The sequence below is a fragment of the Bartonella sp. B41 genome, assembly GCF_053795765.1.
The window spans coordinates 955,001-971,213 of sequence record NZ_CP200037.1; the positions used below are offsets into that span (position 1 = coordinate 955,001).

Consider the following 16,213-nt stretch of genomic DNA (forward strand, 5'->3'; position numbering starts at 1 on the left):
AAAAAAACCCTTAAACGAATTGATGCACAAATTATAGCCGCTCATAGTGCTTTAGATGATGCTCAGGCACAGAAAAATGCCGCCTCAGCCATAGCAACGAATGCACAACTTACCCTGCAACGCACTACAAAACTTAAAGCTAATCGCTACGCTTCCCAGTCCGATGTTGACAAAACTAAATCAGCTTACGAACAAGCCATAGCTAATGTCAATCGTGCTAATGCACAAATAGCCGCAGCACGTGCCAACATTCAAGTATTAGAAGCACAACGAAACGAAGTGGAAAGTCAAACTAAAATACTCGAACTCAACCGTAATAAAGCAAAGCGTGATCTTGATTCAACAGTCTTACATGCTCCATTTGATGGAATTATCGGAAATTTAACAGCAAAAACCGGAGATTTTGTTGTTAATGGCCAGCGTCTTGCTGCATTAGTTCCAATCCATACGCTGTACATCGAAGCAAATTATAAAGAAACTCAATTACAAAATATCCAAAATGGGCAAACAGCTTATATTTCCATAGATGCCTTTGAAGATGTTGTTTTAAAAGGTAAAGTACTTTCTGTTTCCCCTGCAACAGGATCTATTTTTTCTCTTTTACCACCACAAAACGCTACAGGGAACTTTACCAAAATTACCCAGCGTATTCCTATCCGAATTTCCATCCCTGAAGATGCACTAAAAAGTGGACAAATCAAAGCAGGAATGAGCGTTTTTGTAAAAATTGATACGCGTAAAAAATCAGACAATAAAGCTCTCTCAGAATAAAGGCGCTAATACCTACCATGAAAAGCCCAATAACTGCATCTGCCTATACCGAAGAACCCGTGGAGATGCGAAAAATTATTGCTTTCATTGCCATGGCTTTTGGCATGTTTATGGCTATTTTAGATATCCAAATCGTATCTTCATCTTTGGCTGAAATTCAATCAGGTCTATCAGCTAGTTCTGACGAAATTGCATGGGTTCAAACATCTTACCTCATTGCAGAAGTCATTATGCTACCTCTTTCAGGTTTTTTAGGACGTTTGCTTTCAACACGAATTTTTTTCAGCCTGTCAGCAGCTGGATTTACAGTAACATCTATCCTTTGTGCAACCGCAACGTCTATTGAGCAAATGATTGTGTATCGTACACTCCAAGGTTTCATCGGTGGAGGAATTATTCCGAGTGTCTTTGTCGCCGCTTATACACTTTTTCCACCTTCTAAACAATCTATTGTTGCACCTATCGTGGGACTAGTTGCAACGTTGGCTCCCACAATCGGACCAACATTTGGAGGCTATATTAGCCATGCATTATCATGGCACTGGCTCTTTCTTATAAATGCCCCTTTTGGAATTGTGATCTCAATTATAACTTGGAAATTAATTAATTTTGATAAACCTGATTATTCGCTGATAAATAAATTTGATTGGTTAGGTCTAATCTACATGGTGTTTTTTTTGGGATCTCTAGAATACATCTTAGAAGAAGGAGCACGTCATGACTGGTTCCATGATAATCGTATTTTTAACCTTTTCATCATAATGATACTATCTGCATGTCTATTTTTTTGGCGTGTTTTGACCATAAAAGAACCCATTGTTGATCTTTCTGCTTTTGCTAATAGCAACTTTTCAATTTCGGCCATTTTTTCTTTCACGCTTGGAATCGGGCTCTATGGCCTTACTTACCTCTATCCTGTCTACTTAAGCCAAATCCGCCATTATGATGCACTCATGATTGGAGAAACTCTGTTTATTTCAGGTTTAGCTATGTTTCTTACCGCTCCTATTGCTGGATTCCTTTCAGCACGAATTGATGCACGTTTTATGATCGCGATAGGACTCACTGGATTTGCCTGCGGAACGCATCTCTCCACAACTATTACAAGCGATTGGAGTTTTGCAGAACTGCTTTGGCCTCAAATTTTTCGTGGAGTTTCTGCCATGTTTTGTATAATTCCCATTAACAATATTGCTTTCAGATCATTATCACCAGAACAAATGAAAAATGCCTCTGGAATTTTTAATCTAACCCGTAATCTTGGTGGTGCCGTTGGCCTCGCCATTATAAGCACTCTTATAATGCAACGCACCGACTTTCATTATGATCGAATAGCTGAAACAATTCACTTTGGAAATAAACAAGCAACTGATTTTCTTTCAAATCTTACCATGCATTTCAATTCTTCTACCTCTGATCCACATTCTTTTGCCTTATTACAACTTTTCAACATGGTTCATGCGCAGGCAGCGGTCATGGCATTCAGCGACATCTTTTTTATATTAACTGTTATTTTCAGTATCTTAACTTGTTTGTCAATTTTTCTCAAAAAAATACCACCAAACATAAATCTTCCTCGCAAAAACTAAAAAATACATATACAACTATCACAATCACTTAAAATGCAATAAAATTATTTGCAATTTCAGTAAATTAACAAAGGTGGTATATTATTTAGCAGATAACAGAACTTAACATATAGAAATTATTGTTATCAAAAAAATATCAATAAATAGCCTCTTTAAGCCACTCTATGACGTTGAAAAGAATCCAAATTTTGGAACTTTCCACTCGGAACCAAAATTCCATAACATGATGAAAGATATCCATGAATCAGCTCCAACGCCTGAAAGCGATGTATCTCATAAGGGCCGGGCATTGCCAATTTTTTTGTCAGGCTACTAGAAAAACCAAAACGCTGATAAAATTCAGAATCACCAACAAGCAGAATAGCTCCATGTCCAAGTTCTTTTGCTGTTTCAATTGCATGTTTTACAAGAAATGTTCCAATACCCATACCAGAATATTCTTCTGAAACAGCCAAAGGACCTAAAAGCAAAGCACGCTGTATTCCATTTTTCCCTTTATGAAATTGGACATGCCAAAGACGCACACTACCAACAAGCTCACCAAGAGCATTTTTAACAACAAAAGAAAGCTCATCCGCAGGCAATCGACCACGACGCAAAATTTCTGATGATTTGCGCTTACGCCATCTCCCTAAAGATAAATCTAGCAAATGTTCTCGAGAAAGCTTATCTGCTTCTTGCTCAGATGTAAGGGTAAAAAATGCACCATCTTTTGTTTGAAAATCAATCGCTTTCATCTTATCACCTGCCCTATCAAACCCATGCTACCACAAAGACTCAAATTACATAAGACCTTAGAGGCTCAAAACCATTAAATGCAACAGATGCGTAAGTTGCCGTATAAGCACCAGTTCCATGAATTAATAGCTCATCTCCAACCGTCAAAGATAAAGGCAATAGGTAGGGTGTTCTCTCGTAAAGAACATCCGCAGAATCACACGTTGGCCCAGCCAAAATACAAGGCTCCATTGTTTTATCATCATAGGGTGTCTCGATAGGATAGCGTATAGCTTCATCCATAGTTTCTGTAAGACCGTTAAATTTTCCAACATCAAGATAAACCCACCGAACATTATCACTACTTGCTTTTTTGGATATAAGGACAACTTCTGTACGAATAACACCAGCATTCCCAACCATCCCACGACCTGGTTCAATGATTGTTTCAGGAATACGATTGCCAAAATACTTTTTCAATGAATCAAAAATAGCTGTACCATATGCTTGCGCCGTGGGAACATCCTTTAAATAACGCGTTGAAAAACCACCTCCCATATTAACCAATTTCAATAAAATTCCTTCTTGCTCCAAATTCCTAAAAACCATAGCTGCATCTGATAAAGCACGATCCCATGCACCAAAATCTGTCTGCTGAGATCCTACATGGAAAGAGATACCATAAGCTTGCAACCCCAATTGATGAGCTCGACGCAATACATCAACTGCCATGGCTGGAACACAACCAAACTTACGTGATAAAGGCCACTCAGCTCCTTTTCCATCCGTAAGAACTCGACAAAAAACGCGAGCTCCAGGAGCAGCACGAGCAACCTTTTCCACTTCTTCAATACAATCAACTGCATAAAGAGAAATACCAAACTCATATACACGAGCAATATCACGTTCTTTCTTAATAGTATTCCCAAAAGAAATACGATCAGGTGTTGCCCCTGCTTTTAAAGCCATTTCAACCTCCGCAACAGAAGCTGCATCAAAAGAAGACCCTAGAGAGACAAGCAAATTCAAAATTTCAGGTGCTGGATTTGCTTTTATTGCGTAAAAAATACGAGATTGTGGAAGAGATTTTTCGAAATTTAAATAATTTTCACGCACAACATCAAGATCAACAATCAAGCATGGACCTTCAGAACGATGTGTTGCCAGGAAATCGCGAATACGTTGCGTTGCCATTTGCAATTCTCCCTCGGGGAATAACTCCCCCACTCTAATGCCTAGACAATATGCTTGCCTATAGACAAAGGACAAAACACACATACAACAACAAATTTTACCTCAATCATTTCAATAATCAGGAAAATCAGTATCACATGCAATGAAAGAACAGCGCGAAAACCGCATTGCTCCGCTTTGTCTGCCTTTTTGATTGGAGTTGAGAAAACCACTTCCGCACTGAAGGCAATGAGGTGTGCCTCTATAGTTATCCCAGCACTTACTCAGCTGGAAGACACCAGAAAGGCCCGCACCGTCGTTGCTTCAAGATGTCCTCATTCTTTCGATCGGCCGTAAGAATGACTGGAGCGGTTAGTTCCAGGTACCGTACCGGTTAATCTCACCATTTGAGAACCAGCGGACACCCACAGGCACGTGCGACTTTGGGCAGGTTTGCATATAAGACCAATTTTTCTTTATTGCAATATTTTTTTTATACTACGGTAATTTTTTTTAAACTTTTCAGTATGGCACAATACAAAAACGTGTGAGAATAAAATTCCTCCACATGGTTAGACACTCTTAAATCTTCAAAAAGAAGAAAAGTGTGAAATCTTCAATTATTAAAATACTACTATCTTACTGTTCTTGATGAGAATCAAACGCACGTAATTTTAATAATTGAAACTGCCTATGACGTTCTCGAAAACGTTGCCGATCAATTTCACTCCGCACATTATAACAAGAATTACACGAAACACCTTCCTCGTAATGAGGCGATAATTTGCTTTCAGAATTAAGAGGAGCTCGACAAGCACGACATAATTCGCGACTACACTCCTCAAGACCGTGCCCAACAGAAACACGTTCATCAAAAACAAAGCACTCGCCCTGCCATAAACTTTCTTCTTTTGGAACAGTTTCTAAATATTTAAGAATGCCACCTTTTAAATGGTACACTTCCTCATAACCAAGTGAACGCACATAAGCCGTTGACTTTTCGCATCGAATACCACCTGTGCAAAACATAGCAATTTTCTTTTTCTTTTTCAAATCAGCTTCATGCTCCGCAATCCATGTAGGAAATTCACGAAACGTCTTAATACAAGGATCAACCGCCCCTTGAAAACTCCCAATTGCATATTCATAATCGTTACGTGTATCGATTAAAATAGTTTCTTCATCTTGAATAAGAGCATTCCAGTCTTCAGGATTCACATAAGTACCAACAACCTTCAGCGGATCAATACCTTCAACCCCCATTGTGACAATTTCTTTCTTCAACCGTACCTTCAAGCGATGAAAAGGCATTTTTGACGCCCAAGAATACTTAATTTCTGGCATTTGGAATACCGGAATAGCTGTAATAAAATTCACCAATGCCTCAACAGCAAAACAAGAACCAGCAACAGTCCCATTGATTCCTTCTCTTGCTAAAAGGAGGGTTCCTTTAATATCCTGCGCCTGACATAAATCCAGCAAAGGCTTCTGCAATTGACGATAATGCTTTAAATCTGCAAAACAATAAATAGCAACAACTTTAAATTTTTTTTCCATAGCCTTGCCATAACGCGCGTCGCACCTAATTTCAAGACCTATTCATTTTCTCATTTACTCTTTTCTGCGTTGTACCGAATAAAAATGCAGTTAAGGTAATTAAAGTAATAAAAACTTTAAAATCTATCTAAAATAAAAAAAATCCTAATAATGTCACAATAAGAAAATTGGTCGCACAGAAAAAATTCATCACAAATTCAACTAATTAAACAAATTAATCGCTTCGATAAAAGCCAACTATTTTCCCTTCTGTTATTCAGAATTATCACAATCAATGAATAAATTAACGCACTAAGTAAAAATAATTCGTACTTTAATTATTTAACAAAGCTTCTCAACAATCTTCATTCACCAACATATCCTGTTTTGAAGAAGCCTAGAAACTATAAAGCTCCAAAGGAACTGGACAGTTGGATATTATGAACCCATAGAGAAAATATCTTTCTCACCCCACGAAAGCACGTTCCACAACATAAGTAGCTGGTGCATTATTTGCGCCTTCAACAAGGCCAAAAGTCTCACACATTTTTGCGCAATCCTTCAGCATAGCCATGGAACCACAAATCATTACACGATCTTCTTCAGGATGAATTTTCGGTAAACCAGTCTTTTCAAAAAAAGTACCATTTTCCATAACATAAGTAATGCGACCCATATTTTCAGAAGGCTCTTGGGTAGTCATGGGATAAAATCTTAACTGTTTCGCGTACTCACCAATCAGCGGATCACTCTGTAGGGAAGAAACAATCTCTTTCGCATAGGTAAGTTCATTTAACTCACGAGTTGTTTGAATAAGCACAACTTCTGAAAATTTCTCATAAGTTTCAGGATCGCGGATAAGACTTGCAAAGGGAGCAACTCCTGTACCAGTTGAAAGAAGATAAATACGCTTTCCAGGCACAAGGGCATCAAGAACAAGTGTCCCTGTAGATTTTTTACGCATTAAAACTATATCACCAATTTTGATTCTCTGTAGGTGCTCAGTTAACAATCCACCTGAAACTTTGATGGAAAAAAATTCAAGTTGTTCATCCCAAAATGGACTTGCGATTGAGTAGGCGCGATAAACTGGCTTTTCTGCGTTTGGCAAACCAATCATAACAAACTCACCAGAACGAAAACGAAAATTATCTGGACGACTCAAACGAAACTTAAATAAATGATCCGTATAATGGCAAACTTCCTGAACAGTAAGAGCAAACACATTTTCAGGAATAGAAAAATTCGATACAATACTGCTTGTATTTAACTGAAGATGGGTAGAAGACATGCTCATAAAATCTTCCTCGTACCTTCAATGAACATTGAATTTCAAACTTGGAAAGAGATATAATACCTGCATAACAATCTACCAATCCTTTTCTCATAATGTAAACAAAAGATTAACATTTTGGCACAAAAATGAAAGCACCTCATATTATCAAAATTAAAAATCATTGTATAATAAATTAAGTTGAGTATCTCTTCAGCGTTAAACCACAACCAACAACATAAACAATAATCAATAGCGTATGTTCCCTACCATTCTACACTGCTCGTCAATTTTGCACGATTGATCAACGACAATTTTTCAAACGATAATGACAATCTTCCTCTTCTTCAAATCTTATTTCTTTACATAAAAAATATAAAGTAGAAGGAATAATATACTTTATTGTTACTAACTATAACATTTTTTTGATAGCGTCATTAAAAACGATATATCGTAAATTAGCCCTCATTTTTTAAACAGTCGCAAATGAGTAAAAAACTCATACGAAACCAATTGCCCGCAACGAATACACTTTCAACAACATAAATGGAGGACAGAATGGCTATGGATTGTATTCAAAATAAGCAGCCTACATCAAAAAATTGCATTCATCGAAAACAACTCAGTATAAATTATGCATAATTTTAATTTTAAAAATAATAAATAATATTTGCATATCATAAAAATCGTATATGCAAAACTAAAGAAAATTTCGTATCCTACAGACACAAATAGAATTTCAAAATGAACAAATTAATGAACGACAAAAAAAGCACATTACTTCCTTACACAGCTATAGCAACCATCGATGTGAGTGCAATTGTCTATAATTATAAAACTCTAGCGCGACATGTCTTCCCAACAGAATGTTCAGCAGTTGTAAAAGCAAATGCCTACGGACTTGGTATTGATAAAATTGCCCCTGCACTTTACCAAGCTGGTTGCCGCACGTTTTTTGTAGCTCAAATTGGAGAAGCACTTCAACTAAAAAATATGCTACCATCGAGTGCTACACTTGCTCTCCTAAACGGCATCCCACAAGCTGCGGAAGAATTTGTGGCTCAATCTGGTATTGTTCCTGTCCTTAATTCTTGGAACGCAATCAAAAGCTGGGAAAAACTTTGTCAAAAAAGTAATAAAAAATTTCCAGCAATCGTTCACATCGATACAAGCATGAACCGATTAGGACTTGACAAAAAAGAATTACAACAACTTATCAAACAACCATCTATTTTTAAAAAAGCGGAAATTAAATATATTATCAGTCACCTTGCTAACGGAGATAACGCCACACATTCGTCTAATTCTGCTCAATTAGATACACTGAAAACCATACTTACACAACTACCTGTATGTAAAGCCTCACTTGCCAATTCTGGAGGCATTTTCCTTGGTCAAGATTTTTATTTTGACCTCGTTCGTCCAGGTATTGCACTTTACGGTATTGATCCACACGGAAAAAATCAGACACCTCTCAAACCTGTTCTAAAACTTGAAGCACAAATCATCCAAAGCCGCCATGTTGATGCAGAAATACCTGTCGGTTACGGAGGAAGTTTTATCACACGTAAACCAAGCACCCTTATCACTATTTCCGTTGGTTATGCAGATGGTTTGCTGCGCTCTCTTTCTAATAAGGGTTCCGTTTATTTTAACGGACAAAAATTACCAATTGTTGGACGAATTTCTATGGATACAATCATTGCTGATGCCACCAACCTTACATGTAAAAAACCTAAAAGAGACGATTGGATAGAACTTATTGGAACACACCAAACCATCGAAAAAATATCTGCTGATGCCAACACAATTCCTCACGAAATTCTTGTTTCTCTGGGCTCTCGCTGTAAACGTGTTTATATTTGAAACTATCAAATAAATGGTTCAAAAAAACATACATTTTGTGTGGTTTTTTCTGTCAATATAAAAATAAACCTAATACACCTCTTCTAACGGTGGACAAGAACAAATGAGCATCCGATCTCCTGCAACATTATCAATGCGCGAAACAGGAGGCCAGTATTTACTTACCGGATCAATAGAACAATGAGGAAACGCTGCCTCCTGCCTTGAATAAGGTCGTGCCCAAGCATCATCTATAGTATCTGCAAGTGTATGCGGAGCATTCACTAATGGATTGTCTTCTTTTGGCCAAACACCCGCACCAACTTTTTGAGCTTCCTCTGCAATTGACAACAAAGCATCGCAAAAACGATCAATCTCTGCTTTTTGCTCTGATTCAGTTGGTTCAATCATTAAAGTTCCAGGAACAGGAAATGACATCGTCGGAGCATGAAATCCATAATCAATTAAACGTTTTGCAATGTCATCAACACTAATCCCATACCGCTCCTTTAAAACACGCGTATCCACAATACACTCATGTGCAACACGACCCTGTTTACCCCGATAAAGAATGGAGTAAGCCTGTGAAAGACGCGCAGCAACATAGTTAGCATTTAAAATTGCTATTTGTGTTGCATATTTCAAACCTTCAGCACCCATCATACGAATATACATCCACGTAATAACGAGAATGGATGCACTTCCATAAGGAGCTGCTGAAACAGCATGCGTTGTCCCATCTTGCTCATGACCAGGCAAAAATGGCTTTAAATGCTCAGCAACCCCAATTGGCCCAACACCAGGCCCTCCACCACCGTGGGGGATTGCAAATGTCTTATGAAGGTTCATATGACAAACATCTGCTCCAATATCCGCTGGACGAGCAAGCCCAACAAGTGCATTTAGGTTAGCTCCATCAAAATAAACTTGCCCTCCATTCTCATGGATAATAGAACAAATATCCTTAATGCTTTCCTCGTAAACACCATGAGTTGAAGGATAAGTAATCATTAAAGCAGCCAAGCGATCCCTATGCAACTGCGCTTTTGTTCTAAGATCATCAACATCAACATCACCATCACTTAAGCATTTCACCACAACAACATCCATACCTGCCATATGAGCCGAAGCCGGATTAGTTCCATGCGCCGACGCAGGAATAAGACAAAGCATACGTTGGTGCTCCCCACGTGATTGATAGTATCTACGAATCGCCAAAAGTCCAGCATACTCACCCTGAGCACCAGAGTTTGGTTGAAAAGAAATTTGCGCAAACCCTGTAATTTCACATAACCACGCATTTAACTGATCAATCATTTCCTGATAACCTATTGCATCCTCTTTGGAAACAAAGGGATGTATATTAGCCACCGTAGGCCAACTCACGGGCATCAATTCAGATGCCGCATTAAGCTTCATTGTACAAGAACCAAGTGGAATCATTGCCCGATCTAATGCTAGATCTTTATCCGATAAACGGCGTAAAAAGCGCATCATACTCGTCTCTGAAGAAACCATATTAAAAAATGGCTGTGAAAGGAAAGAATCCGTACGCCCTTTACCAAAAAGTCGCGAAGAAGCTTGATCAATTAATTGTGCACCAAAAAGCTGTGCCAAGGCGTGAGCATCTTCTTCTGTTGATAATTCATCAAAATTGATCACAATACGGTCATCATCGAAAACACGCACAAGGCGTCCACCCATTTTCGCTTGTTGAGCAAGCTCTCGCGCTCTTCCCTCAACAAAAACACTGATACAATCAAAAAAATACCTTCCTTCACAACGAAATCCAACTTCCTCTAAACCACCAACAAAACGACATGTTAAATGGTGAATCCGCTGAGCAATTTCCTGTAAGCCTTGTGGACCATGCCAAACAGCATAAGCTGTTGCCATATTTGCCAACAAAGCTTGTGCAGTACAAATGTTTGAAGTCGCTTTATCACGCCGAATATGCTGTTCACGTGTCTGCAATGCTAAACGAAAACCAATACGCCCCTTTGTATCAACCGATTGACCAACAATACGTCCTGGAATAAGGCGTGTTAAAGCATCACTTACAGCAAGATAGCCAGCATGAGGACCACCAAACCCCATCGGAACCCCATAACGCTGCATAGAACCAACAACAATATCAGCTCCCCATTTCGCTGGAGGCTCCATAAGAGTAAGCGCTAAAGGATCTGCAATAACAATCACCAGCACTCCTTTCTCTTTTGCAGACTTAATGATTTCAGTATAATCGTCAAAAAAACCTTTTGTATCTGGCCAAGATAAAACAATCGCAGCCGTATCGGAACAAATTTCACTATTTTCGCTAATGTAAATTCCTTGGGTTTCGGCACGTGTTTTGGCAACACTCAAAGTCTGTGGATGCAAAGAGCTTTGAACAGAAATTTTTGTTTTTTTCTCACGAGAAAAACGTACTGCCACTGAATTCGCTTCAGCCAAAGCTGTTGCCTCATCAAGAAGAGAAGCAGCAGCAACAGGCAAACCAGTTAGTTCACTAACTAATGTCTGAAAATAAAACAAAAGCTCTAAACGACCTTGACTGATCTCTGCTTGATAAGGCGTATAAGCAGTATACCAAGCTGGATTTTCGAAGAGATTCCGCAAAATAACAGGAGGAACACACGTGCCATGATAACCTTGTCCGATAAAGCTTTTACGCACATAATTTCGCTCCATCATCTTAGATAACTCTGCCAATGCTTGCCCTTCGCTGGCTCCTTTTGGTAAATCAAATACTTTCCCTGAACAAATAGACTGTGGAACAGCTTGTGAAATCAAGTCTTCAACTGAATCAAGAGACAAAACATTAAGCATTTTTTGTATTTCATCGGGACGGCTCCCAATATGCCGAGAAAAAAAACAACGTTCTTGCATAACACTCATCCAATTAGTGCCTTGTAAGCAGCCTCATCCAATAGCTCTTCAAGCTGCATCTCATCCTGCAACTTCATTTTCCACAGCCAACCTTCTTTTTCTGCTTTCTGATTCACCAATCCAGGATTGTTTGCCAACACATCATTCACCTCAACAACTTCACCAGTAATAGGAGAATAAACATCTGAGGCTGCTTTTACTGACTCTACAACAGCAGCAGAATCCCCCTTGGAAAGTTGGATTCCACTTTGCGGGAGATCAACAAAAACTAAATCACCCAACTGCTCTTGAGCGTAATTAGTAATACCAACAGTAACCACTTGTCCTTCAACGCTAAGCCATTCATGATCCTGCGTAAAATAAATTTTAGACATACAAATTATCCTTTAAAATAATGCTGTTCAACAAAAGGAAGTACATGGACAGACAGCGTAATCCTTTTGCCCCGCAATTTAGTGAATACTTCCGTTCCTTCATGTCTCCAACCAATAGGAACATAACCCATCGCTATAGGACCATCAAAAGAAGGACCAAAACCACCTGACGTTACTACCCCGATCTGGTTGTCTTTGTCATCTAAAAGCACCGCACCAGCACGAACAGGCTGTCGCGTTTGTGGTTTTAAACCAACACGACAGCGAGAAGGTCCTCTTTCAAGCGCTTCAAGGAAAGCTTTTGCCCCGTAAAATTGCGCTTTTTCTCGAACATTTTTAGGAACAGCCCACGCTAATGCAGCATCAATAGGCGTAGTATCAATTGTAATATCATTACCATGCAAACACAATCCTGCTTCCAATCGAAGGCTATCGCGCGCTGCAAGACCAATCCACTCAACACGAGCATCCTGCAGCAATTTTTCAGCCAATGAGTATGCTTGATCTTCCGGAAGAGCAATTTCAAAACCGTCTTCTCCCGTATAGCCAGAACGCGTTACAAACCAATCTTTTTCCGGTTCAAATCCTTGCATAAACAATAGCTCATTACCAGGCAATCCAGCATTACCAAGAACAGCTGCAGCTTCAGGACCTTGAAGAGCAAGCAATACCCTATCAAGGGCAATCACTTGACACTGAAAACCGATAGCACGTTTCTCAAGTTCAGCAAGATCATTTTGCGCATTCCCAGCATTAGCGACAAGCATAAAACGACACTCTGCTAAACGCGTAAGAATAAGATCGTCAATAATGCCTGCATTCTCATCAAGCAAATAGTTATACCGCGACCGACCATTCTCCAAAAAAACTGCATCAACAGGAAGAGCATATGATAAAAACTCAGCTGCTTCCCTACCCTCAATGGCAATCAATTTCATATGAGAAATATCAAAAAGACCCGCATGAGCACGCGTATGGAGATGCTCTTTTAAAACCCCAAGAGGATAAGTCAAAGGCATCTGCCAACCAGCAAAAGCACCAAACCTTGCTTCAGCGTTTTCATGCAATTTATGTAAAGGAAGTGTTCTAAGAGAAGACGTTTCAATTTTCTGTAATGTGCCCATAATATCTCCAAAGCCGCACAAACTCCCACACGCTGTGATCGTTTCTGCTCCCTCTTGTCACAAACCTGAGAGATTCGCTTAACACCCTTGGCGCAAAACCTCCCAACTTTCCAGATCTGCCTTCTTCCTCCTACCTGAAAGATTACGGACTACTTTCCCCTTTGGTAACAGGCACGAAAACTTGCAATCTGCACTCTCCCGCAAAAAAAATGAAAGAAATAAAAATTTCTTTCCAGCATGCCCCAGCTTATAAACCATCTTTTTCACACTGTCTATCAGCAAAATAACCGGAACACCCTATTTTAGACTTGCATGGGATGACTTAAAAACCTTATAATGTTTGACTCTCTTAAGAACACCATGCATAAATCGAATGATCACGCTTAATTTAAGAAAATGAAGAAATAATAAAAACTATGAACAAAAATATTGCTTGATAACAATGTAAAATTTCGTGGACTAAAAGTATAAAATTTCTTAAAATAAGAAAAATAAGAGGTGATTTCCTCCGAAGAGAAATTGGAAATAATCGTCAGATTTAACATCTTCTAACATTGAGTATTTGCGTTTAAGTAGGTGTAATTTAACGTGCAATCAGTTTGTTCTTTATTACAATAAAGCATCGTGTATTGCGATTTTTTACATACGAGATCTCACAAATAAAGGTTACAAAACACTCATGAAAGCTGGCAATATCCATTATAATTGTGAAAGTGATCTACCAAAGCAAATCGCCCTCTTTCCCCTAGAAGGTGCGCTCCTACTCCCAGGTGGTTTTTTGTCACTGAATATTTTTGAACCAGAAGCTCTAGAAATGGTTGAAGATGTCATGGTATCTAACCGTCTATTAGGAATCATTCAACCACTTCCGTCTAATACGGATTGTCTGTCCACACAACTGCACAGAATAGGCTGTATAGGTCGCATAACAAATTACAATGAGACAGGAAATGGGCGACTTTTTATTGTATTGCAAGGGGTCTGCCGTTTTACCTTAGAACAAGAATTAGCAAACACGAAGTCTTATCGTGTTGCTGTCATCCAACTCAACACAAAAGATCTTCAAGAACCGGATATTTCAGAAAGTATTAATCGAGACAATTTGTTAAGCATCGTTGAAAAATATCTTACTATCCATGAAATAGAGTATAACTGGAACAGTATCATCCAAACCCCTACTCCCATACTGGTAAATGCTTTTTCAGCACTTATCCCTTTTACTCCAGAAGAAAAGCAAGCTTTACTGGAAGCTCCAGATATCGGAAGCCGTGCACAAACCCTTCTTGCCTTAACCGAACGCTCACTTATGAAACAAACAGGAACACATTATCACCTGAATTAACAGCATTCAAAATATGAAAAATATGACGACAGATCCTAAAATGCTTGAATTGCTCATTTGCCCAATTACAAGGGGAACACTTTCTTTAAACAGAGAAACGCAAGAGTTAATTTCACTGAAAGCAAGGCTTGCTTATCCTATTCGTAGTGGCGTTCCTATTATGCTTGCCTCAGAAGCTCGCCCTTTACAGCACGATGAAAAAGAAAAATATAATCGCTGCAAAATTTAAATTTCTCAAAGCCAACAATTGACAGAGGATAAGCGATTCATTAGTTTGGAGCGCTGTTGAAAATCCGTTTATACAGTTTGGCATACACTATTTTATCTTTCTCAATTCTGAAGACTTAAAGGAGAACGGCGTATCAAAATAAACCCGTTTATAGTGGTCTAGACTGTAGTGGGCATAATAGAAGTTGGATTATTGAAACCAACAATATGATTACATATTCCTCAGCAAACTCATCCTCTCCTAGGTATGGCTCAGGAAAAAAGAAACGGAGAGGAGTAGGAGTGTGGAAAAATGAATTTTAAAGTTGCAGTTGTTGGCGCAACTGGAAGTGTTGGTCGTGAAATGCTAACAATTCTGGAAGAACGTAGCTTTCCCGCTCATGAAGTTATCCCATTAGCATCACGACGCTCATTAGGGCAGGAAGTGTCTTATGGTGATAAAACCTTAAAAGTAAAAGCACTTGATACATACGATTTTTCTGATACAGACCTGTGCCTCATGTCCGCGGGGGGAGCTATTTCTAAAGAATATGCCCCTAAAATTGGTGCTTCTGGTTGTATTGTAATAGATAACTCATCCACTTGGCGTTATGATACAAATATTCCTTTAATTGTACCCGAAGTAAATTCAAAAGCCATTAGTGAGTTTTCCAAACGAAATATTATAGCAAACCCAAATTGTTCGACAATTCAGCTTGTTTTAGCTTTAAAACCTCTCCATGAGGTAGCAATTATTAAACGCGTCGTTGTGTCTACATATCAATCGGTTTCTGGTGCTGGTAAAGAAGGGATGGATGAGTTATTTGAACAGTCAAGAGCAGTCTTTGTAGCAGATCCTATCGCATCAAAAAAGTTCACCAAACGCATCGCCTTTAATATCATTCCCCATATCGATGTTTTCATGGAAGATGGCTACACAAAAGAAGAATGGAAAATGGTAGCTGAAACAAAAAAAATTCTTGATCCAAAAATTAAATTAACAGCCACAGCTGTTCGAGTTCCTGTCTTTATTGGTCATGCTGAAGCTGTTCATGTTGAATTTGAAAAACCACTAAGTGCCAAGGACGCACAAGCCCTTTTTCGTAATGCATCTGGATGTCAGCTTATAGATAAGCGTGAAGATGGCGGCTATATAACTCCCTGTGAATGCACCGGAGAAGATAATGCCTTTATCAGCCGTGTTCGTGAAGATATCACAGTTGAAAATGGTTTAGCTTTCTGGGTTGTTGCTGATAATTTGAGGAAGGGAGCAGCATTGAACGCAGTTCAAATTGCCGAATTACTTATTTCTCATAATTTAATAACCCCTAAATCAAAAAACTGAACGATAGTGGCAGCGTAAAGTACAAAAGCAC

Annotated in this window: 13 protein-coding genes (1 of these 13 only partly in view); 6 read left to right on the forward strand and 7 right to left on the reverse strand. The window is 38.8% G+C overall.

Annotated features, from left to right (window positions below; translation table 11 throughout):
- Window positions 1-771: the 3' portion of an HlyD family secretion protein gene (locus V4P54_RS04150; RefSeq protein WP_455476786.1), read on the forward strand. It extends 330 nt beyond the left edge of the window; the window shows 771 of its 1,101 coding nt (coding positions 331-1,101); its start codon lies off the left edge, out of view; it ends in the stop codon at window positions 769-771.
- Window positions 772-788: 17 nt separating this feature from the next.
- Window positions 789-2,360 carry a DHA2 family efflux MFS transporter permease subunit gene (locus V4P54_RS04155; RefSeq protein WP_455476787.1) on the forward strand — a complete coding sequence of 524 codons (1,572 nt, stop codon included), beginning with the start codon at window positions 789-791 and terminating at the stop codon, window positions 2,358-2,360.
- A gap of 152 nt (window positions 2,361-2,512) precedes the next feature.
- Here V4P54_RS04155 and V4P54_RS04160 read toward each other — a convergent pair whose 3' ends face one another.
- From V4P54_RS04160 to V4P54_RS04175, 4 genes are all read right to left on the reverse strand, one after another.
- The gene (locus tag V4P54_RS04160; RefSeq protein ID WP_455476788.1) at window positions 2,513-3,097 is read right to left on the reverse strand and encodes a GNAT family N-acetyltransferase; all 585 of its coding nucleotides are present in this window, start codon (window positions 3,095-3,097) and stop codon (window positions 2,513-2,515) included.
- A gap of 40 nt (window positions 3,098-3,137) precedes the next feature.
- Window positions 3,138-4,271 carry a type III PLP-dependent enzyme gene (locus V4P54_RS04165; RefSeq protein ID WP_455476789.1) on the reverse strand — a complete coding sequence of 378 codons (1,134 nt, stop codon included), beginning with the start codon at window positions 4,269-4,271 and terminating at the stop codon, window positions 3,138-3,140.
- Window positions 4,272-4,889: 618 nt separating this feature from the next.
- On the reverse strand, window positions 4,890-5,807 hold the full coding sequence (trhO, locus tag V4P54_RS04170) for an oxygen-dependent tRNA uridine(34) hydroxylase TrhO (RefSeq protein ID WP_455476790.1): 918 nt from the start codon (window positions 5,805-5,807) through the stop codon (window positions 4,890-4,892).
- 445 nt (window positions 5,808-6,252) lie between these two features.
- Window positions 6,253-7,083, reverse strand: coding sequence for a ferredoxin--NADP reductase (locus V4P54_RS04175; protein ID WP_455476791.1), 831 nt, complete (start codon window positions 7,081-7,083; stop codon window positions 6,253-6,255).
- Between the two features lie 720 nt (window positions 7,084-7,803).
- Here V4P54_RS04175 and alr point away from each other — a divergent pair.
- Window positions 7,804-8,925, forward strand: coding sequence for an alanine racemase (alr, locus tag V4P54_RS04180; protein ID WP_455476792.1), 1,122 nt, complete (start codon window positions 7,804-7,806; stop codon window positions 8,923-8,925).
- 69 nt (window positions 8,926-8,994) lie between these two features.
- Here the strand turns inward: alr and gcvP are convergent, their stop codons facing one another.
- From gcvP to gcvT, 3 genes are read right to left on the reverse strand one after another with little or no spacing between them, the layout of a single operon-like run.
- On the reverse strand, window positions 8,995-11,790 hold the full coding sequence (gcvP, locus tag V4P54_RS04185) for an aminomethyl-transferring glycine dehydrogenase (RefSeq protein WP_455477683.1): 2,796 nt from the start codon (window positions 11,788-11,790) through the stop codon (window positions 8,995-8,997).
- 5 nt (window positions 11,791-11,795) lie between these two features.
- Complete coding sequence (gene gcvH, locus V4P54_RS04190) at window positions 11,796-12,164, reverse strand: glycine cleavage system protein GcvH (RefSeq protein ID WP_455476793.1); 369 nt, start codon at window positions 12,162-12,164, stop codon at window positions 11,796-11,798.
- 5 nt (window positions 12,165-12,169) lie between these two features.
- Window positions 12,170-13,288 carry a glycine cleavage system aminomethyltransferase GcvT gene (gene gcvT / locus V4P54_RS04195; RefSeq protein WP_455476794.1) on the reverse strand — a complete coding sequence of 373 codons (1,119 nt, stop codon included), beginning with the start codon at window positions 13,286-13,288 and terminating at the stop codon, window positions 12,170-12,172.
- A 679-nt stretch (window positions 13,289-13,967) separates the two neighbouring features.
- Between gcvT and V4P54_RS04200 the strand changes: the two genes are divergently transcribed.
- The 3 genes from V4P54_RS04200 to V4P54_RS04210 all read left to right on the forward strand — a co-directional run bounded on the left by V4P54_RS04200 (window position 13,968) and on the right by V4P54_RS04210 (window position 16,182).
- Window positions 13,968-14,630 carry an LON peptidase substrate-binding domain-containing protein gene (locus V4P54_RS04200; RefSeq protein WP_455476795.1) on the forward strand — a complete coding sequence of 221 codons (663 nt, stop codon included), beginning with the start codon at window positions 13,968-13,970 and terminating at the stop codon, window positions 14,628-14,630.
- Window positions 14,631-14,643: 13 nt separating this feature from the next.
- The gene (locus V4P54_RS04205; RefSeq protein ID WP_455476796.1) at window positions 14,644-14,859 is read left to right on the forward strand and encodes a Trm112 family protein; all 216 of its coding nucleotides are present in this window, start codon (window positions 14,644-14,646) and stop codon (window positions 14,857-14,859) included.
- Window positions 14,860-15,150: 291 nt separating this feature from the next.
- Window positions 15,151-16,182: an aspartate-semialdehyde dehydrogenase gene (locus tag V4P54_RS04210; protein ID WP_455476797.1), complete on the forward strand. Its 1,032-nt coding sequence runs from the start codon at window positions 15,151-15,153 to the stop codon at window positions 16,180-16,182.
- Window positions 16,183-16,213 lie beyond the last annotated feature (31 nt).

What these genes read in the sequence shown, in the direction of transcription:
- V4P54_RS04155 (WP_455476787.1), top strand. Translation starts at nt 789, where the DNA reads ATGAAAAGCCCAATAACTGCATCTGCCTATACCGAAGAACCCGTGGAG.
- V4P54_RS04160 (WP_455476788.1), bottom strand. Translation starts at nt 3,097, where the DNA reads ATGAAAGCGATTGATTTTCAAACAAAAGATGGTGCATTTTTTACCCTT.
- V4P54_RS04165 (WP_455476789.1), bottom strand. Translation starts at nt 4,271, where the DNA reads ATGGCAACGCAACGTATTCGCGATTTCCTGGCAACACATCGTTCTGAA.
- trhO (WP_455476790.1), bottom strand. Translation starts at nt 5,807, where the DNA reads ATGGAAAAAAAATTTAAAGTTGTTGCTATTTATTGTTTTGCAGATTTA.
- V4P54_RS04175 (WP_455476791.1), bottom strand. Translation starts at nt 7,083, where the DNA reads ATGAGCATGTCTTCTACCCATCTTCAGTTAAATACAAGCAGTATTGTA.
- alr (WP_455476792.1), top strand. Translation starts at nt 7,804, where the DNA reads ATGAACAAATTAATGAACGACAAAAAAAGCACATTACTTCCTTACACA.
- gcvP (WP_455477683.1), bottom strand. Translation starts at nt 11,790, where the DNA reads ATGCAAGAACGTTGTTTTTTTTCTCGGCATATTGGGAGCCGTCCCGAT.
- gcvH (WP_455476793.1), bottom strand. Translation starts at nt 12,164, where the DNA reads ATGTCTAAAATTTATTTTACGCAGGATCATGAATGGCTTAGCGTTGAA.
- gcvT (WP_455476794.1), bottom strand. Translation starts at nt 13,288, where the DNA reads ATGGGCACATTACAGAAAATTGAAACGTCTTCTCTTAGAACACTTCCT.
- V4P54_RS04200 (WP_455476795.1), top strand. Translation starts at nt 13,968, where the DNA reads ATGAAAGCTGGCAATATCCATTATAATTGTGAAAGTGATCTACCAAAG.
- V4P54_RS04205 (WP_455476796.1), top strand. Translation starts at nt 14,644, where the DNA reads ATGAAAAATATGACGACAGATCCTAAAATGCTTGAATTGCTCATTTGC.
- V4P54_RS04210 (WP_455476797.1), top strand. Translation starts at nt 15,151, where the DNA reads ATGAATTTTAAAGTTGCAGTTGTTGGCGCAACTGGAAGTGTTGGTCGT.